At 71.6% G+C, this 19,448-nt stretch carries 13 protein-coding genes and 1 pseudogene; 6 read left to right on the top strand and 8 right to left on the bottom strand.

The window, feature by feature from the left end; translation table 11 throughout:
* Positions 1 to 108 precede the first annotated feature (108 nt).
* Together AB0H12_RS24440 and AB0H12_RS24445 are read left to right on the top strand one after the other, a co-directional pair.
* Entirely contained in the window at positions 109 to 3,336 is a 3,228-nt protein-coding gene (locus tag AB0H12_RS24440; protein WP_499625546.1) for a GH92 family glycosyl hydrolase, read from the top strand.
* 140 nt (positions 3,337 to 3,476) lie between these two features.
* On the top strand, positions 3,477 to 3,845 hold the full coding sequence (locus tag AB0H12_RS24445; RefSeq protein ID WP_230565333.1) for an STAS domain-containing protein: 369 nt from the start codon (positions 3,477 to 3,479) through the stop codon (positions 3,843 to 3,845).
* Positions 3,846 to 3,898: 53 nt separating this feature from the next.
* On the opposite strand, the gene AB0H12_RS24450 is transcribed toward AB0H12_RS24445, so the two are convergent.
* The 3 genes and pseudogenes from AB0H12_RS24450 to AB0H12_RS24460 form a co-directional block, all read right to left on the bottom strand.
* Positions 3,899 to 6,208 (bottom strand): hypothetical protein, encoded by a 2,310-nt coding sequence (locus AB0H12_RS24450; RefSeq protein ID WP_499625548.1) that lies wholly within the window; start codon positions 6,206 to 6,208, stop codon positions 3,899 to 3,901.
* Positions 6,205 to 6,966 (bottom strand): 5'-methylthioadenosine/S-adenosylhomocysteine nucleosidase family protein, encoded by a 762-nt coding sequence (locus AB0H12_RS24455; protein WP_499625550.1) that lies wholly within the window; start codon positions 6,964 to 6,966, stop codon positions 6,205 to 6,207. The genes AB0H12_RS24450 and AB0H12_RS24455 overlap by 4 nt, the downstream gene beginning before the upstream one ends.
* A 19-nt stretch (positions 6,967 to 6,985) precedes the next feature.
* Positions 6,986 to 7,345: pseudogene (locus tag AB0H12_RS24460) on the bottom strand (phosphorylase family protein); the annotation flags it as partial.
* A 238-nt stretch (positions 7,346 to 7,583) separates the two neighbouring features.
* On the opposite strand from AB0H12_RS24460, the gene AB0H12_RS24465 reads away from it, so the two are divergent.
* The 3 genes from AB0H12_RS24465 to AB0H12_RS24475 all read left to right on the top strand — a co-directional run bounded on the left by AB0H12_RS24465 (position 7,584) and on the right by AB0H12_RS24475 (position 10,984).
* Entirely contained in the window at positions 7,584 to 8,282 is a 699-nt protein-coding gene (locus AB0H12_RS24465; RefSeq protein WP_499625551.1) for an NUDIX hydrolase, read from the top strand.
* Positions 8,283 to 8,361: 79 nt separating this feature from the next.
* Complete coding sequence (locus tag AB0H12_RS24470) at positions 8,362 to 9,225, top strand: TIGR03619 family F420-dependent LLM class oxidoreductase (RefSeq protein ID WP_499625553.1); 864 nt, start codon at positions 8,362 to 8,364, stop codon at positions 9,223 to 9,225.
* Between the two features lie 214 nt (positions 9,226 to 9,439).
* A complete protein-coding gene (locus AB0H12_RS24475) occupies positions 9,440 to 10,984 on the top strand; it encodes a S8 family peptidase (protein WP_499625555.1) in 1,545 nt (514 codons plus the stop codon).
* Positions 10,985 to 11,065: 81 nt separating this feature from the next.
* On the opposite strand, the gene AB0H12_RS24480 is transcribed toward AB0H12_RS24475, so the two are convergent.
* Positions 11,066 to 12,931: an ABC transporter ATP-binding protein gene (locus tag AB0H12_RS24480; RefSeq protein WP_499625556.1), complete on the bottom strand. Its 1,866-nt coding sequence runs from the start codon at positions 12,929 to 12,931 to the stop codon at positions 11,066 to 11,068.
* The gene (locus AB0H12_RS24485; protein ID WP_499625558.1) at positions 12,928 to 14,661 is read right to left on the bottom strand and encodes an ABC transporter ATP-binding protein; all 1,734 of its coding nucleotides are present in this window, start codon (positions 14,659 to 14,661) and stop codon (positions 12,928 to 12,930) included. Before AB0H12_RS24485 ends, AB0H12_RS24480 begins: the two co-directional genes overlap by 4 nt.
* 189 nt (positions 14,662 to 14,850) lie before the next feature.
* On the opposite strand from AB0H12_RS24485, the gene AB0H12_RS24490 reads away from it, so the two are divergent.
* Entirely contained in the window at positions 14,851 to 15,459 is a 609-nt protein-coding gene (locus AB0H12_RS24490) for a TetR/AcrR family transcriptional regulator (RefSeq protein WP_499625560.1), read from the top strand.
* A 6-nt stretch (positions 15,460 to 15,465) separates the two neighbouring features.
* On the opposite strand, the gene AB0H12_RS24495 is transcribed toward AB0H12_RS24490, so the two are convergent.
* From AB0H12_RS24495 to AB0H12_RS24505, 3 genes are all read right to left on the bottom strand, one after another.
* Complete coding sequence (locus AB0H12_RS24495; RefSeq protein ID WP_499625561.1) at positions 15,466 to 16,359, bottom strand: Vgb family protein; 894 nt, start codon at positions 16,357 to 16,359, stop codon at positions 15,466 to 15,468.
* Positions 16,360 to 16,560: 201 nt separating this feature from the next.
* Positions 16,561 to 18,006, bottom strand: coding sequence for a protein kinase domain-containing protein (locus AB0H12_RS24500; protein ID WP_499625562.1), 1,446 nt, complete (start codon positions 18,004 to 18,006; stop codon positions 16,561 to 16,563).
* 359 nt (positions 18,007 to 18,365) lie between these two features.
* Positions 18,366 to 19,379: a hypothetical protein gene (locus tag AB0H12_RS24505; protein ID WP_499625564.1), complete on the bottom strand. Its 1,014-nt coding sequence runs from the start codon at positions 19,377 to 19,379 to the stop codon at positions 18,366 to 18,368.
* Positions 19,380 to 19,448 lie beyond the last annotated feature (69 nt).

Consider the following 19,448-nt stretch of genomic DNA (forward strand, 5'->3'; position numbering starts at 1 on the left):
TGTGGGTCAGGGCTGGACGGCGGGGGGAGTGGTGCGCGAGAGTCGAAGCCGGTGATCGGGCACGCGGATCGCCTGACAACGTTGTCACCCAGAGAGGTCCTCCTGCCGATGCCGCTCAGACGAGGCAACACGCTCCTGCTCGCCGCCGTGCTGGCCCTCGGGGGGACACCGGCGATCGCGGCAACCGCCGCCGCATCCGCCGACGTGGACCCGACCACCCTGGTGAACCCGTTCGTCGGCACGCAGAACTTCGGCAACACGTTCCCCGGCGCGAGCCTGCCGTTCGGCATGGTGCAGGTCAGCCCGGACACCGGTGGCCAGGGCGGTTACGACTACGAGCAGCAGGAGATCCACGGCTTCAGCCAGACGCACCTGTCCGGCGTCGGCTGCGGCGTCGCGGGCGAGCTGCCGGTCATGCCCACGACCGGTCCGGTGGACAACGTTGACACCGCCGGTTACCGGTCGAAGTACTCGCACGCCGACGAGGAGGCGCGGCCGGGCTACTACCGCGTCGGCCTGTCCCGCTACGGGGTGAACGCCGAGCTGACCGCCACGCCGCGCACCGGCTGGCAGCGCCACACGTTCCCGGCGGGCGCGCAGGCGAACGTCCTGTTCAACACCGGCAAGGCCAACCAGCAGGTGCTGGACTCCGAGGTGCACGTCGTCGGAGACCGGACCGTCGAGGGCCGGATCAAGGCCGGGCGGTTCTGCGCCGGGCACGACGAGCACACCGTGTACTTCACGGCCAGGTTCGACCGGCCGTTCGCGAGCTTCGGCACGTGGCGCGGCACGACCCGGGCGCCGGGCGTGCCGGACGCGGCTGGCCAGGGCGGCAACGGCGCCTGGGTGACCTTCGACGCCACGGCCGACCGGGACGTGGTGCTCAAGGTCGGACTGTCCTACACCGGGATGGACGGCGCGCGGAAGAACCTCGCCGCCGAGACCGGGGACTCCTACGACTTCGAGGCGACGAAGGCCGAGGCGCACCGGGCGTGGGTGCAGCGGCTGGACTCGATCAAGATCGAGGGTGGCGCGCCGGAGCGGCGGACCGCGTTCTACACCGCGCTCTACCACTCGTTGCTGCACCCGAACCTGGCCGGTGACGTGGACGGCCGGTACATGGGCTTCGACGGCCGACCGCACGTCGCGGACGGCTTCACGCCGTACCAGAACCTGTCGTTGTGGGACACCTACCGGCCGCAGAACCAGCTGTTGGAGCTGCTGGAACCCCAGGTCGCCCGGGACGTGGCGCTGTCGGTGGTCGCGAGCGGCCGGGACGGCGGGTGGCTGCCGCGCTGGGCGCTGGCCAACAGCGAGACCAACATCATGACCGGTGACCCGGTGACGCCGTTCCTGGTCGAGGCGTGGTCGAAGGGCCTGCTCGCCGGGCACGAGGAAGAGGCGTACGAGCTGCTCAAGCGCAACGCCACCAGCGTTCCGCCGGCGGACTCGCCGTACAACGGGCGCTCCGGTGTGGAGTTCTACCTCGACCGCGGCTACGTCCCGTCCGGTCTGAAGCTCGGCGTCGACTGCGCGCACAAGGGCGGCGACAACGACTGCGTGCACCCGGCGTCCGCCACGTTGGAGTACGCGGCGGCCGACGCTTCGCTCGCCATCATGGCGCGCGGCCTGGGCAAGCACGGCGACGCGCGTGTGTTCGCCGAGCGCGGGCAGTGGTACCGCAACCTGTGGGACGCCTCGACCGGCCACTTCCGGCCCCGCACGGCCGAGGGCACGTGGGTGACGCCGTACAACCCGGTCGACGCCGGTCACCAGTTCCACGAGGGCGGCGCGTTCCAGTACCAGTGGCTCGTGCCGCAGGACCCGAACGGCCTGGTGCAGCTGATGGGTGGACGGCGGGCGACCGAGCAGCGGCTGGACGCGTTCTTCGCCTACGACAAGCTGCTCGCCGACCCGGCCGGGACCGTGCGCGAGGACTGGATCACCCAGCCGTACGACTACTACGGCAAGCCGACGTACAACCCGAACAACGAACCCGACCTGCTCGCGCCGTACTTCTACCTGTCCACCGGCACGCCCGCGAAGACGGCGACCGTGGTGCGCGCGGCGATGACGTTGTTCACCACCGGTCCGGACGGCATGACCGGCAACGACGACCTGGGCACGATGTCGGCCTGGTACGTGTTCTCGTCGCTCGGCCTGTACCCGACGATGAGCGGCGGCGACTTCCTCGCGTTGTCCAGCCCGCAGTTCCCGGGCGCGACCGTCCGAACGGGACAGCAGACGCTGACCATCACCGCGCCGGGCGCCAGTGACGCCAACCGGTACGTCCAGCAGGTGTCGTTCAACGGCCGGGACGTGCGCGAGACGTGGCTGGACTGGGACACCGTGGCCGGCGGCGGCACGTTGGCGCACCGGCTCGGCACCGCGCCGTCGTCCTGGGGCACCGGTGCCGGTGCCGAGCCGCCGTCGGTCAACCGCGCGCAGGCCGACGGGCGGCGGCACGTGGACGCGTCGCTGCGGCAGGCGTCGGCGGTCGTGCCGACCTCGGACGCGCCGCAGACCGTCGAGCTGACCCTGGACGTGCTCGTGCAGGCGCCCGGCACGGTGCCGGTCGGCATCACGGCGACCGCGCCGGACGGCTGGTCGGTGACGACCTCCGGGCAGCTGCTGATCAAGTCGGGCCGGTTGCCGACCCAGCGGTCGGTGCAGGTGGTGGTGACGGTGCCGGCCGGCACGCCGATCGGCCGCTACCCGGTGCGGGTCACCGTCGCGGGGCCGAACACCGTGGTGCGCGAGGCCGTGGTGGAGGTCCGGAAGGCGGCGACGTGCGCGGTGGCGGGCGCGCAGTGCGCGGTCGACCTGGGCGGCGAGCTCAACCACGACGGCACGGCCACGGTCGCCGCGTCCGACCAGGGCGACTTCGACGGCTCGGGCTGGAGCTACGACGCCGCGCTGCTGCCCGCACCCGGCCCGGTGGTGCTGGGCGGCGTGACCTACCAGGCGCCGGACGCGTCCGGCACGGCGGCGAACTTCGTGGAGGCACGCGGGCAGGCGGTGCTGCTGCCCGGCGGCGAGCACTCCGCGCTGCGACTCGTGGCGGCGTCGCACAACGGCCCGGTGACCACGGCCGTGACCATCCGGTACGCCGACGGCAGCACGGCGGAGGCGCCGATGGCAGTCGGCGACTGGGCCGGCTCCGGCAGCACGGTGGTGCTGGAGATGCCACACCGCATCAAGGCCGGTCAGGGCGTGGACGGCCCGCCGGTGCGCCTGTTCGGCCTCTCCCTGCCGCTCGACCCGGCCAAGGCGGTGCACTCCGTGACCTTGCCGAACGACCCGCGGGTGGAGGTGTACGCGATCACGCTGACCTGAGGCCGCCGCGCCGCGGCCCTCGCCCTGCGCCGGGGAAAAGTCCGCCCATCGAGGTTTGCCGGTCGACGAAGCAGGGAATCGGTACGAGGCCGGCGGCCGCCGGTGATCCGATTCGCTGGTGGACTGCCGTGAGGGGCGGAATGAGTCTGCATATTGCCGGTGACGATGACGTGGTCGTGTCGTTCGAACGGCGGGGGGCGGCCTCGGTGCTGGTGGTGCGAGGCTGCGTCGACACCGAAACGGTCCGGGTGCTGCGGGAGCACCTGGACCCGGCGCCGGGAGGTCCGGGTGGCGTGGTGGTGGACCTGAGCGATGTCTCCTTCTTCTCGACGGCCGGCGCGGCGGTGCTGGCGTCGGTGAACCGCCGGGTCCGGCTGCACGTCGTCGTGACCCCGTTGATCCGCCAGGTCCTGCACGAGGCGGGTGTGGCCGACTCGCTCGACCTGCACGACTTCCCCGCTGAGGCCGAGGAGGCGGCGACCCCGTCCCCCCTGCTGCTGGTGGGCTGACGACCGCGCCCTGTCGTGCCCCCCCGGCACGGCAGGGCGCACGGCCCGCCCGGTCAGAGGTCGTCGTCGAGGGACGTGAACGGCGGGTCGTCGTCCAGCCAGGGGTCCTCGACGATCGGCGTCTCGTCGAGGCCGAGCGCGAGCGGGTCGACGTGCGGCGCGGCGTCCAGGATCGACGGGTCCAGCACCTCCGCCCGCTTCCAGTCCTCGAATCCCCGGTCGCGCCTGCGGCGTTCCTCGGTGATCCACCCGCGCCCCTCGACCGCCACGGCTTCCAGGATGCGCAGCGCCGACGTGATCCCGGAGGCTCCGAGGGCCAGCTCCTCCAGCTGTTCCTTGTTCTCCTCCTCCTTGTCGCTGAGCTCCTCGAAGTTCTCCACCAGCAGGCTGATGTCGCGGCTGTTCTTCAGCGACAGGCACAGCGCCCGGCTGTGCACCGTGCTGCGGCGCGAGTCCGGCAGGGTCTTGACGTCGTTGTCCCGCAGGATGACGATCTTGCGCTCCTTGCCGGCGAACTCCACGCCCACCTCCTTGACCTCGACCAGCACCAGCGCGCCGTAGCTGAAGGAGGCGCGTTGCTCGTTGCGCACCGCGGCGTTCTCGAACTGCAGGTCGAACCGGAACTCGCGCACGCCGTTCTCCGTCAGCAGGAAGACCAGCACGAGGTACTCGGAGTAGCGGGGCGGTCCGTAGATCACCCGCGCGCGCTTGGCCCAGGGCAGCCCTTCGGTGAGGACGACGTGCGCGATGACGTCGCGGTTGTACAGACCGGCCCGTTTCATGGCCACGGTCTTGAGGTGGGTCTTGTCGAAGTCGAACCACCGCGCCATCTCGGCGTCCGTCGGGCGGTCGGTGAGCTGCTCGAGCCAACGCCTCCGCCCGGCCCGCTCGTCCTCCAGCAGCGCCTGGCACTCGGCGCGCTCGCGCGCCGCCGCCATCCGGCGGCCGACCAGGTCCGCCGCACCGATGCCGCCCACGAGGACGCCGACGACCGTCGCGATCGAGGTCGGGCCCAACGGCGACACGACGCCCAGTGTGGTGTGGGCGCCCGCGACGCCGCCGATCGCGATCAGGACGCCCAGCAGCCCGGCCAGGTCCTGCACCACCTCGGCGCGCGTGACCTTCCGGAAGCCGAAGAAGCGTCCGGCGGACCACCGGTCCGCCCACCGGCCCACGTGCATCCTGATGAGCCAGTGCAGTGCCCACGCGCTGATCTCGCGCTTGAGTGCACGTCGGTGGGCGTCGCGGTACTCCTGGTCCGGGATCACGGAGCCGTACGTGCGCACGAGTCGTAGGTAGAGCATGTGCGCGCAGCGCTCGGTGTCGCTCCACCACCGCTGCCCCTTGACGTGGTTCTTGGGGCGTTGCCGGACGACCTCCTGTTCGATCAGCGCGCGGATGTCGACGCGGAACCGGGTGCTGCCCAGCCGGTTCAGGTCGTCCACCTCGTCCGGGACGCGACCCGCGCCGTACTCCACCTCCAGCCGCCGCCTGAGCCGACGCGACGCCACGACCCGCGCTCCCAGCCACACGGCTGTCCCGTGCGCGAGGACGACCAGCGAGGTCCAGGCCGCGACCGCGTCCGCCGCCTCGGGCCCGGCGGCGTGCACCGGCAGGACGAGCCCGCCCAACAGGACGAGACTGCCCACCACGGCTTTCACCCAGGTCCGCGGCGGCACGCGGCCGTCCTCGTACGGCGTGACCAGGCGCGGTTCGGCGGGGGTGGCCTCGAAGAACTTCCAGGCCCGCTCGGAGCGGTTGCGGGAGACGCGGGCCTCGGCGATCGCCGCGGAGTTGTCGCGGTCCAGCCGGTCCTGCATCGCACCGCCGATGATCATGCCGAGGTGCCTCGTGATCTCCTCGCGGCGCTCCGTGGCCAGCAGCTTGAACCGGGAGAGCACGTCGTCGAGCGCCTCGCGGTCAGGCTCGCGCTCGTGCTCCTGCGCGGTCACGCACGTCATCAGGTCGCGGATGACGTCGATGGCGGCACGCCAGAGGTCGCGCGGACCCCGGTCGGCGATGTTGGACGCGGTCCTGATCTGCTCGAACTGCGCCGAGCCGAGTTGGTTGATCGAGCGCTCGCTCAGCGTGGCCAGGGCGTAGTGGTAGGCGACCTCGGTGCTCATCAGGCCGGCTCGGACCACTTCGACCATCAGTCCCTCAGCGACGCGCGGCGAACCCCCGGCCAGGTGGTTGCGCGCGACCTCGTACTTGCGCTCGGGCGGGTCGTCCTTGGTGAACTGGTACACGGTCGAATCGCCGTGGAAGACCGCGCCACCGTTGACCACACCGACCTGGACGGTGCGGTTGTTGTCGCCGTCGACGGTGTTCTTGACCTCTGCCGCGCCGTCCTGCGGGCTCACGAGGCACCACCGAAGACCTCGTCGAGCAGGTCGAGCAGTTCGGGATCACCGGCGAAGAGGTCCTCGAGCCCGCCTCGCAGTGCCCGCAGGCGTCCGGCGTCGGCGGGTGCGGTGGTCGCGTGGCGGCGGAGGTCGACCAGGTCGAGCATGGCGCGGGTGAACGCCTGCGCGGTCAGCCGGTCGGTGCGGTGCGCCCGCGCCACCGCGCTCGTGAGGTTCTCCAGCGCGGCGGGGTCCGGCGCGGGGTGTTCGTTGAGCCAGATCCCGCCGTTGATCACACCTGCCTGGATCGCGAAGTTGGCCGTGCCGGACACGGTGTTGTTGACCGAGGGGCCGCCCGGTCCCCGGTCCGGCACCGGGGCGCTCCGGGTGGACGACAGCTCGGCGATCAACGCCCGCATGAACAGCGCCGCGTTGCGCGCCGCCAGCTCCTGCGAACCCCCGCGGTCGGCCACGTCCTTCGCGCCGTCGGCGAAGTCGCTGATCCCCCGGATCGTGATGGTCGGTGTCGAACCGTGCAGGTGGCCGCACTGCGCGACGCCCGCGCTCTCCGTCTCCACGGCGACCGCGTCGTTGAAGTGGTGGCTCAGGTGCCGCGCGGTCGCCGACGTCCTCGTGTTGAGCACGACCTCGCCCGAGGCGATCGGGTCGAAGTGGACCTGCGGGGGTTCCTGGTCGGCGGGCAGCCCGGAGCGCCACGTCGCCGTGCGCCAGCACCCGGGCGGTCTGTTCGAGGGCGTGCGCCGTCTCGTACGCACGGGGTCGGGCGTGGTCGCCGTCGTCCTCGCTGCGCATCGCGTGGTAGCCGTACACGCGGGTGGCGACGACGACGTCCCCGAGGCGCAGCCAGTCCCGCAGACCGCCCGCGACACCCACGAACAGCACGGCGGACGGCTGGAACTCGGTGAGGGCCCGTTCGGTGATGACGGCTGCGGCCCCGTTGCCTGCGCCGGTCAGGGCGACCACGACGTGGTGGTCGGGGTGGCCGGCGAGCACGCCGCGTTCGAAGATCGTCCCGGTGGGATGTCGGTGCGGCCGCACGTCGGCGAGGTGCTGGACGACGGCCGCGCGCTCGACCTCCAACGCCGTGAGGACCACGATCATCTGCTCTGCTCCGTTCACTGGCCGGGCGCGCATGTGACGACAGCGGAAACGGCGCGGTCGGCGGGGCGGGGCCGGCCGGCGGTGGGCGCCGGCGGTACAGCGGTCCGAACCATGACGTCAGTCTGACGATAAGACCGACCCTCGATTTTCGTCAACCTGACGGTTACCGCCGTGCCCCGTGCCCGACGTCGTCTGCACACCGTTGGCCGACAGGGGTTCCGCCGCCGTCCGCCCATTTGTCGTCACAACGACGAGAAGTTAAGGTGGTGCGATGGGCGCCTCATGGACGATCCCGACGGTGGCGATAGCCGTCGACCTCGCGGTGCTCACCGTGCGCGCGGAACGCCTGCACGTGCTGCTGGTCAATCGGGGCGTCGAGCCCTACCGCGGGCGCCTCGCGCTGCCGGGTGGGTTCCTGTCCACTGAGGACGAGGACATCGACGTCGCGGCGGCGCGGGAACTCGCCGAGGAGACCGGGCTCGACGCGGCCGGGCTGCACCTGGAGCAGTTGCGCACCTACGGCGCGCCGGGCCGTGATCCGCGGATGAGGGTGGTCACCGTCTGCTACCTGGCCATCGTGCCGAACCTGCCGCTGCCCAGCGCGGGCGGTGACGCCGAACGGGCGCGGTGGGTGCCGGTGGACCGGGTGCTCGGCCGCCGCCGGCGGCTCGCGTTCGACCACGGCCAGATCATCGCCGACGCGGTCGACCGGGCCCGCGCGAAGCTTGAGTACACGACGCTCGGCACCGCCTTCTGCAACCCCGAGTTCACGATCTCGGAGCTGCGGCGCGTCTACGAGATCGTGTGGTCGGAGGAGTTGGACGCGCGCAACTTCCACCGCAAGGTCACCGGCGTCGACGGTTTCCTGGTGGCCACCGGCAAGCGCACCAGTGGCAACGGCGGGCGTCCCGCCGTCATCTACCGCCGAGGCCCGGCCACGGTGCTGCACCCGCCGATCCTGCGCACCTGAGGCGACGAGAGGTGAGCGCGGTCGGCTTGCGTTGACGTCACGGTCAAGGCTTAGCGTCGCGGTCCATGAGGACTGCCCGATGAAGTTCGCCGTCAGCTACAGCACGCCGCACTTCGGCGTGGACCCCGACCGGCTCGTCGCCTACGCCCGGCACGCCGAGGAGTGCGGCTTCGAGGCGTTGTACCTGCCGGAGCACATCGCGGTGTACCCCGGCGCCGCGGTCGGCGCGCACGAGATCCCGCCGGCGCTGCCCTACGCCGACCCGCTCGACTGCCTGGCGTTCGTCGCGGCGGCGACCCGGCAAATCCTGCTCGGCACGGGTGCGTTGCTGCTGCCGTACCACCACCCAGTGGTCCTGGCCAAGCGCCTGGCGACCGTCGACGTGCTGTCGAAGGGCCGGATGCGGTTGCTGACCGTGGGTCTGGGCACGTTGCCCGGCGAGGCCCGGGCGGTCGGGGTGGACTTCGGCACCCGCGGCCGTCGTGCCGACGAGGCGATCGACGTGGTGCGGTTGTTGTGGGAGGGCGGCGAGGACGGCGTGAGCTTCACGGGCGAGTTCTTCGCCTTCGAGGACCTGTGCAGCTTCCCGAAACCGCTCGGGGTCCGGCACCTGCCCGTCCACGTCGGCGGTTCGAGCCGGGCCGCCGCGCGTCGGGCCGGGCGCCGCGGTGACGGGTACTTCCCCGGCGGCATGCTCATGCCCGACGAACGCGCGCTCCAGTGGGACCTCGCGCGCTCGACCGCGATCGAGGCCGGTCGTGACCCGGCTGCGTTGGACTACACGCGGTGGGGCTCCATCGAGATGTCCACGGACACGGCGGAGGCGTTCGCCGAGCAGGGCGTGACGCGCGTCGTCGTGAGCGCGACCAGCGCGGACCCCGGTGAGCAGCGGGAGGAGTTGTCGGCGTTCGCGGAGAGGTTCGGCCTCGACGGCCGGACGTGACGCCCGGCGCCGCGCGCGACGACCATTCGTGCCACGCGGGACCGGGCGTTCGAACCAGGCGTGCACTGCGGATGACGACGAGCGCGGACGCCCTTCGGCCGCCCGTGGTCGCGACCGCGCGCCGCCGTCCTTCGGGCTGCCGCACCGGCTCGCCCCGCACCCGTGACCGGCGTGTCACGCTCGGTGGTCGGAACTCAACCCTGCGGAGGTTTCGATGAAGCGCAAGATCGTTGTGAACGGGGTGGTGGGCGCGGTGGCGCTCGCCGCCGGTCTCCTGGTCGGCGCGCCACCGGCGGGTGCGGCGGAAGGCGACATCGGGCTCGCCGCCGCCGGCACCGCCGTGCCGGGGCACTACCTGGTGGTGCTGCGGGACGGGGTGGCCGCCCAGGCGGCCGACCTCACCGCCAAGCACGGCGGCACGGTCACGGCCACGTGGCGGCACGCGTTACGCGGCTTCGCCGTCGCCGCGAGCGAACGGGAAGCCAGAAGACTCGCCGCGGACCCCGCGGTGCGGTCCGTCAGCCAGGACGGCCAGGTCCAAGCGGTCGACACGCAGCCGAACCCGCCCTCGTGGGGGCTCGACCGCATCGACCAGCGCGACCTGCCGCTGAACTCCTCCTACAGCTACGACACGTCCGCGGCCAACGTGCGCGCGTACATCCTCGACACCGGCATCCGGACCAGCCACTCGACGTTCGGCGGCCGGGCGTCGTGGGGCTACGACGCCGTGGACGGCTCCAACACCGACTGCAACGGTCACGGCACGCACGTGGCGGGCACCGTCGGCGGCAGCCACTACGGCGTCGCCAAGGGCGTGCAGCTGGTCGCCGTCCGCGTGCTCAACTGCGCGGGCTCCGGCACCTTCGCCCAGGTGATCAGCGGCGTCGAGTGGGTGACCGCGAACGCCGTCAAGCCCGCGGTCGCGAACATGAGCCTCGGCGCCACCGCGTCCGCGGCCACCGCGCCCCTGGAGACGGCCGTGCGCAACTCCATCGCCTCCGGCGTCACGTACGCCCTCGCGTCCGGCAACTCCAACGCCGACGCGTGCGGCTTCAGCCCGGCGCTGGTGCGCGAGGCGGTCACGGTCAACGCGTCGACGAACACCGACGCGCGGGCGTCGTTCTCCAACTACGGCACGTGCACCGACGTCTTCGCGCCAGGTCAGAGCATCACGTCGTCGTGGCACACCGGCGACGCCGCCACCAACACCATCAGCGGCACCTCGATGGCCGCACCGCACGTCGCGGGCGCCGCGGCGCTGTACCTGGCCACGCACCCCGGTGACGCGCCGGCCACCGTGCAGGCCGCGCTCGTCAACGCCTCGACGCCGAACAAGATCACCAACCCGGGCGCGGGCTCGCCGAACCGCCTGCTCTTCACCGGCCCGACGACCGGTGGCCCGTCGACCGTCACGGCGGTCCGCTACTACGGCGGTCGCGACCACCTCACGTCCGTGACCGGCGCCCCGTCGGGCTACGTGACCGAGGGCGCCCTGGGCCGCCTGCTGACCGCCCAGGCCGCGGGCACGCACGCGCTGTACCGGTGCGTGATCGGCTGGGACAACTTCACGTCCTACGACGTGAACTGCGAGGGCCAGACCCGCGTCGGCCTGCTCGGCTACGCCCACGACGGCGCCGTGGCGGGCAGCCACCCGATCTACCGGTGCTTGGTGCGGGGCAGCGGTGACCACATGGAGTCGCCCGACCCGAACTGCGAAGGCCAGATCACCGAGGGCAACCTGGGCTACTTCCTCGACTGAGCGATGACCGCGGGTTCCCCGACTGAGCGATGACCGCGGGCCTCGGCAGTGGCCGGACGTGGCCACTGCCGAGGCGTCGCCTCATACGGCCGCGGCGAACTGGGCCGCGTACAGGCGGTGGTACGCGCCCTCGGCGGCCATCAGCTCGTCGTGGCTGCCCTGTTCCACGATCTGCCCGGACTCCATCACCAGGATCACGTCGGCGTCCCGGATCGTCGACAGCCGGTGGGCGATGACGAAGCTCGTCCGCGACGACCGCAGGGCCGCCATGGCGTGCTGCACCAACGACTCCGTGCGGGTGTCCACCGAACTGGTCGCCTCGTCCAGGATGAGCAGCGACGGGTTGGCCAGGAACGCCCGCGCGATGGTCAGCAGCTGCTTCTCGCCGGCGCTGACGTTCGTCGCCTCCTCGTCGATGACGGTGTCGTACCCGTCCGGCAACGTGCGCACGAACCGGTCCACGTAGGTGGCGCGGGCCGCGGCGATGATCTCCTCCTCGGTGGCCGAGGAGTTGCCGTAGGCGATGTTGTCGCGGATCGTGCCGCCGAACAGCCAGGTGTCCTGCAGCACCATGCCGGTCTGCGCCCGCAGGTCCTCCCGCTTCAACGCGGTGATGTCCACCCCGTCGAGCGTGATGCGGCCCGCGTCCAGCTCGTAGAACCGCATGATCAGGTTCACCAGCGTGGTCTTGCCCGCGCCGGTCGGGCCCACGATCGCCACCGTCTGCCCCGGCTCGGCCACCAGCGACAGGTCCTCGATCAGCGGCTGCTCGGGCCGGTAGGAGAAGCTCACGTGCTCGAACTCCACCCGGCCGCGGCGTTCGGCGGGCAACGACGCCTCCGCCGGGTCCGGCTCCTGCTCCTCGGCGTCGAGCAGCTCGAACACCCGCTCGGCCGACGCGACGCCGGACTGCATCAGGTTCGCCATCGACGCCACCTGGGTCAGCGGCTGGGTGAACTGGCGGGAGTACTGGATGAACGCCTGCACCTCGCCGAGCGTCATCGAGCCGGACGTGATGCGCAGACCGCCCACCACCGCCACGGCCACGTAGCTGATGTTCGACAGGAACATCATCATCGGCATGATCAGGCCGGACACGAACTGCGCGCCCATCGCCGAGCCGAGCAGCTCGTCGTTGCGGCGCTTGAACTCCGCCTCCGACTCGCGCTGCCGACCGAAGACCTTGACCAGCTGGTGGCCGGTGAACGCCTCCTCGATGTGCGCGTTCAACGCGCCGGTGTGCTTCCACTGCGCCACGAACAACGCCTGCGACCGCTTGCGGATCCGCCCGGTCGCCACCACGGAGATCGGGATCAGCAGCAACGCGATCAGCGTCAGCAGCGGCGAGATCGTCAGCATCATCACCAGCACGCCGATGACCGTCAGCAACGACGTCAGCAGCTGGCTCAGCGTCTGCTGCAACGTCGTCGACACGTTGTCGATGTCGTTGGTGACGCGGGACAGCAGCTCGCCGCGAGGTTGGCCGTCGAAGTAGCGCAGCGGCAGCCGGTGGATCTTGTCCTCGACGTCGGAGCGCAGCCGGAACACGAAGCGCTGCACCACGTTGTTCAGCACGCGGCCCTGCCACCAGCCGAACGCCGACGAGATCAGGTAGAGGCCCATCACCCACATCAGGACGGTGGCGAGGGCGGCGAAGTCGATGCCCGCGTCCGACGTGCCGCGCATCCGGCCGAGGACGCCCTCGAAGATGATGTCGGTGGCGTGACCCAGGATCTTCGGGCCGGCCACGGCGAACGCCACGCTGATGACGCCCAGCACGACGACCGCCAGCAACGCGATCCGCTCGCGCCGCATGCGCTGGACGAGTCGGCGCGCCGACGGGCCGAAGTTCTCCGCCTTGCCCATCGGCATGCCCATGCCGGGCATCCCGCCGCCCATCCGCGGCGGTGGCGGGGTCGCGGGACGGGGGGTGGTCGTGGTGCTCATGCGGCCTGCTCCGAGGTCAGCTGCGACTCGACGATCTCCACGTAGGTGGGGCAGGAGTCCAGCAGTTCGTGGTGGGTGCCGATGCCGACCACGGTGCCGGCGTCCAGCACCACGATCCGGTCGGCGTCCAGGATCGTGGACACGCGTTGGGCGACGACCACCACGACGGCGTGCCGCGTGTGCGGTCGCAGCGCGGCACGCAGCCGTGCGTCGGTCGACAGGTCCAGCGCCGAGAACGCGTCGTCGAACAGGTAGATGTCCGGTTTGCGCACCAACGCGCGGGCGATGGAGAGCCGTTGCCGCTGGCCGCCGGAGACGTTCGTGCCGCCCTGGGCGATCTCCGCGTCGAGCCCGCCTGGCATGGCCTCCACGAAGTCGCGCGCCTGCGCGATCTCCAACGCCTCCCACAGCTCGTCGTCGGTGGCGTCCGGCCTGCCGTAGCGGAGGTTGGACGCCACCGTGCCGGTGAACAGGTACGGCCGCTGCGGCACCAGCCCGATGCGCGCGCACAGCGCGTCGGTGTCGATCTCGCGGACGTCGGCGCCGTTGACGAGCACACCGCCGTCGGTCACGTCGATCAGCCTCGGCACGAGGTTGAGCAGCGTCGTCTTGCCGGTGCCCGTGCTGCCGATGATCGCGGTGCGGTGACCGGCCTCGGCGCGGAAGCTGATGTCGCGCAGCACCGGCTCGTCCGCGCCGGGGTAGCGGAACTCCGCGCCGCGGAACTCCACCGAGACCCGGCTCGGCAGTTCGAGCAGCGGCGAGCTCGGCGGCAGGACCGACGAGTCGGTGTCCAGCACCTCGTTGATCCGCTCGGCGCTCACGGCGGCACGCGGGATCATCATCGAGATGAAGGTCGCGAACATCACCGCCATGAGGATCTGCATCAGGTAGCTCAGGAAGGCCGTCAGCGCGCCGATCTGCATCTCGCCGGTGTCCACCCGGAACGCGCCGAACCACAGCACGGCGACGCTGGAGGCGTTGAGCAGCAGCATCACCACGGGGAAGATCAACGCCTGGAGGCGGCCGACGCGCAGCGCGGTGTCGGTGAGCGCGCCGTTGACGTCGGCGAAGCGCCGGGTCTCGGCACGTTCCCGGACGAACGCCCGGACCACGCGGATGCCGGCCAGCTGCTCGCGCAGCACGCGGTTGACCTCGTCGATGCGCTCCTGCATCAGCCGGAACTGCGGCACCATGCGGATCACGATCAGGCCGACCGCGATCGCCAGCGCGGGCACGCAGACGACGAGCAGCCACGACAGGCCGACGTCCTCGCGCAGCGCCATCACGATGCCCGCCACGCACATGATCGGCGCGTTGACCAGCATCGTGCAGCCCATCACGACGAGCAGCTGGACCTGCTGCACGTCGTTGGTGGTGCGGGTGATCAGCGACGACGGGCCGAGCGTGGCGACCTCGCGCGCGGAGAACTCGCCGACGCGGTGGAAGACGGCCGCGCGGACGTCACGGCCGAAGCTCATCGCCACGCGGGCGCTGTAGTAGACCGCGCCGATCGAGGAGGCGATCTGGATGATCGACACGCCGACCATCCAGCCGCCGGTGGACAGGATGTAGCCGGTGTCACCGGCGGCGATGCCGAAGTCGATGATGTCGGCGTTGAGGCTCGGCAGGTACAGCGACGCGACGGTGCCGATCAGCTGTAGCACGAGCACGACCGTCAGTTCACGTCTGTACGGCCGCAGGTGGGCACGCAGCAAGCGGCTCAGCAACGGTGTTCCCCCATAAGAAACGGATCGTGTCTAGCATGTGCAAAGGTAGACCCGTGCGATAAGGAACGCAAAGTATCTAAAGGCTCGGTAAAGGCTTCGTCCGGTCGGGGTTCATGGACTCATGGTGACGGGCTCGTGGGTAGGGGGCTCGTCGGTGACGGGCTGGGCGAGGTTCGGTGAGGGAGCAGGGTGACGGTGACGAAGTCGCGTCGACGTGGGGCGCAGCTGGAGCAGGCCATCCTGGACGCGGCGTGGGACGAGCTGCGCGAAGTCGGCTACGCGCGGCTCACCATGGAGGCCGTGGCCGCCCGGGCCGGCACGAGCAAGCCGGTCATCTACCGCCGGTGGGGCGGTCGGGCGGAGCTGGTGCTGGCTGCGTGGTTCCGCAACCTGCCGGTGGAACCCGAGACGCCCGACACCGGCACGTTGCGCGGTGACCTGCGCACCCTGTTCGACCGCATCGCCCGCCGGGCCGACTCGATGATGAACGAGATGGTCGCGGGAGTGATGGGTGAGGCGTTCCGGCACCCCGAGGTGGCGGCGCTGCTGGGTGAGCGCCTGGCCAACCCGACACCGCTGACCGAGGCCGTGCGGACCATCGTCGACAAGGCCGTGAGCCGGGCCGAGCTGCCGCCGGTCGAGGTGCCGCACCGGGTGCGGCGGCTGCCGCTCGACCTCATCCGCAACGAGTCGATGACCTGCGGCGCCCCGGTGACCGAGGAGACCGTGGCGTCGTTGGTGGACGACGTCTACGTGCCGTTGCTGCACGGGTTGGCGGCCCTCCAGCGGGACGGGTGAGAGCCGTCAGGTCCGGGTGACGCGGGCCAGCGCGCCGGTTTCGAGGGCGATCCACAGCGCGCCGTCGGGGCCGGGGGTGAGGCCGTGGGGTTCCGAGTGGGTCGCGGGGAGCGCGTGCGACTCGACGGCGCCGTCGGTGGTGATCACGCCGACGCGGTTGGCGCCCCACTCGGTGAACCAGAGGTCGCCGCGGCCGTCGGCGACGATGGCGTGCGGGCGCGAGGCGCGGTCGGGCAGCGGGAACTCGGTGACCTCGCCGTCGGTGGTGATCCGGCCGACCTGGCCCGCGGCGATCTCGACGAACCAGAGGGCGTCGTCCGGACCCGCGCAGAGGCCGACCGGTCCGGCCGCGTCCGTGGGGAGCGGGTGGACGGTGACGGCGCCGTCGACGGTGATCCGGCCGATGGCGTTGGCCTGGTTGAGCGTGAACCACATCGCGCCGTCGGGGCCGGCGGTGATGGCCGAGGGGAACGCGCCGGTGAGCGGGAGCGGGAACTCGGTGATCTCGCCGCCGGTGGTGACGCGGCCGATGCGGTCGGCGTTGATCTCGGTGAACCACAGCGCGCCGTCGTGGCCTGGCGTGATGCCGTAAGGGCCGCAGTCGGGGGTGGGTGGGGTGAACTCGGTGATCTCGCCGTCGGTGGTGATGCGGCCGATGCGGTGGCTCTGGTACTCGGTGAACCAGAGCGCGTCGTCAGGACCGGTGACGATGATGGTCGGCCGGCTGTCGGGGGTGAGGAGGTGGGTGGTCGGCGTTCCGCCCGGTGCCAGGCGCCCGATCCCGCTGCTCCGGACCAGGGTGTACCAGAGCGCGCCGTCCGGGCCGGTGGTGATCGCGTACGGGCCGCTGTCGCGGTCGGCGACGGGGTGGGTCTCGATGATGACGTCGGGGCGCGGCATGGTGAGGATTCGTTTCCTGGCGGTCGGTGTGCCCGCACGTGTACGCAGCGTCCCGTCGGGGTAGTCCGGGCGGGCCGTGTGCACGCGTGTCGACACGGTAGGTCGGCTTCGGTCGGCTGGGTCAGACTGGCGCGGAACGTTGAGCAAACCAGCCTCCGCGCCGGTCTGACCACCCTTTTGCGGTCGGCCCGGCGCCCTGGGTCAGTCGGACGTGCAGGTCAGGTCGGGGTCCGGGACGGACGGGCCGTTGGCGGTGAAGCCGAAGGTGGTGGAGCCGTCGGCGGCGAGCTTGCCGTTGTGGGCGGCGTTGGTGACGGTCACCGAGGTGTCGCCGAGGGCGAGGGTGCCGTTCCACAGGTTGCTGATCGCGTGGTCCCTCGGGCGGGGCCAGGTCACGGTCCACCCGGTGAGGGCGCGGCCACTGGCGTTGCGCACGGCCACGTGGGCCTGGTAGCCGCCCGGCCAGGAGTTGGTGATCTCGAAGCGGGCGGTGCAGGTGCGCGGGGTGGTTCCCGTTGTGCTGGTGGTCGCTGTTGCGCTGGTGGTGGGGGTGCTGGTGGCTGTTGCGCTGGTGGTGGTGGAGGCGCTGGTGGTGGTGACGGTGGCGGCGACGCTCGTCGTTGTCGTAGCGGTGATGGTCGTGGTGGTGTCGTCCACGGCCGGTTGGGCGTTGCCGGTCGAGTCCGTGCGGGCCAGGGAGTTGCCGATCACGATGCCGGTCGCGACCAGCACGATGGCGCCGGCGAGGAGGGCGATCCGTCGCCACGGCACGCGGCGCGGGGCGGGCAGCGGGCGGGTGTCGCCGTTCTGCGAGGTGCCGGGCTGGGGGTCGCCGGGCAGCGGCCGTCCTTCCACCACCGCGCCGAGGAGGCCGTGCAGCTCGGCCATCGTCGGCCGTTCGGCGGGGTCTCGGCGCAGCACCCGTTCCAGGACGTCGCCCAGCCGGCCCTGGAAGCGCATCGGGGCGACTTCGCCGTCGGCGATGCGGCGGAGCAGGGCGTACGGGTTGTCGGTCGTGCCGAACGGCGGGTGGCCCTCCAGCGCGGCGTAGAGCGTCGCGCCCAGGGCGTACACGTCGGAGGCGAACACCGCCTCCTGCCCCGCCGCCACCTCCGGCGCGAGGAACGCCGGCGTGCCGACGATCACCCGGGCGTCGGTCACGGTGTGCTCGCCGATCGCCCGCGCGATGCCGAAGTCGGCGATCTTCGCGGTGCCGTCCTCGGCCAGGAGGATGTTGAACGTCGTGACGTCCCGGTGCACGATGCCGTCGGCGTGGGCCGCGGTCAGCGCGGACGCGACCTGCCAGCCGACGCCGGCGACCAGTTCCTCCGGCAGCGGACCGCGTTCGTCGACCAGCTCGGCCAGCGTCTTCGACGGCAGGTACTCCATCACCAGGCAGGGTTTGCCGCCGTGTTCCACGACGTCGTGCACGGTGACGGCGTGCGGGTGCCGCAGCCGTGCTGCGACCCGACCCTCCCGCACGATCCGCTCGACCGCGCTCGGGGAGTCGGCCGCGTTGAGGAGCTTGACCGCGACGGACCGCCCCAGGCGCTCGTCGCGTGCCCGCCAGACCACCCCGGCCGCCCCGCGCCCGACCAACTCCACCAGCCGATACCGCCCGGCGATGACCTCGTCCCGTTCCGACACAGCCAGAAGCTACTTGGCCGGCCGACCACCCGGCCAGCTCTGATCGATCCCGGGTGGCGTGTCGAAGGGCCTGCCTCCGCGCGAGCGGTCCTCACCCGCCCGCCGAACCTGACCGGGAAGGGCGCTCCGCCGGCGGTGATCGACAGCGCGGTCGATCCGGTGGAGCAGGCCGTCGCGTCCGGCCGTCCGCCTGCCTGCCCCAGCGGGAAGTACGTGACGATCCAGGGCACGGGGCCGGGTCTGGAACCCCTGGGCAGCCGGCCGGGGTCGGTTGGACGCCAAGGCCCTGCTCGACGGATGACGGGGTGGGTCGGTCACTCGCCCCGCGCGGCGGCGCGAGTGACCGACCCACCCCGCGGTCAGCTGCCCGCGATGCTCAGACCGGTCCAGGCGACTGCCAGCGTGGTGGCCTCGTCGACGTCGCCGAACAGCTGCCAGCGGCCGTCCCCGGACCGGACCGTGTGCAGCAGCCTGCTCTCGCTGGTGACGATCGCGACGTGCAGCACGCCGCGCGATGCGGTGATCGAGAACTGGCTGACGGTCCCTCCCGGCGCGCCGGTCTGCGACGCGACCTCGTGGAACCGGGTCCAGCCGGTCGACCGGAGCGCGGCGTGGTACAGCCCGCCGTCGCTGCCGACCACGATGGCGTGCAGTTCCGTGCCGACCTGCGCGATGTCGACCGCCTCGGCCGTCGCACCGGACGGCGGGGCGAACGGCACGTCCGGACCCTGCTGCCACGTGCCGTCGGCGTGCCGGACGAAGGACGACAACACGCCGTTCGCCGGCGGGTTGAGGGTGAGCAGGCGCAGGTCGCCGCCGGCGCCCGCGATCGCGAAATCGCTGTCGTAGTCGACCTGGGCCGGGATGGCGGTCCAGGGCGTCCACGTGCCGTCGGCGTGCCGAACCCGGTGGGTCAGGGCCGTGCCGGTGTCCCCGCCCCTCTGCACGCGGTGCAACTCACCCGCGACGGCCGCGAGGTCGACGTCGCTGGTCGGCCCGTCGGCGACGGGGGCCTCCTCGGTCCAGGAACCGTCGGCGTGCCGGATGACGTACCGGTACTCCTGGTAGTACGGCCCCACCCCGTAGTACCAGTTGTGCATCACGTGCTCTTCGGCGCCGACGATGGCCGACACCAGGTTGTTCGAGTAGTGCGCACGCGGCGCGCCCGGGATGGCGTTGAACGGGTACCACGACCCGTCGCCACGTCGGATCGTGTGGGCCACTTCGCCGCCCCTGAGGGTCCTGACCAGGTGGACGTCCCCCGGGATGTGCTGCGCGCTCGGGTCGGCTTGGGCGGGTGCGGTGGCGGTCAGTGACGCCATCGTCAGGGCCGCTATGGCCGGTATCTGGAGCGCGGTTCTTCTGCTTACCATCACAATTCCCCCTTGTGACCACGCCCGGACGGCGTGTGTCACATGCCTAGCACTGGCGGGGAGGAGTGA

It is taken from the genome of Actinosynnema sp. NPDC023794 (assembly GCF_040639675.1).
Lineage (GTDB): Bacteria > Actinomycetota > Actinomycetes > Mycobacteriales > Pseudonocardiaceae > Actinosynnema > Actinosynnema luteola.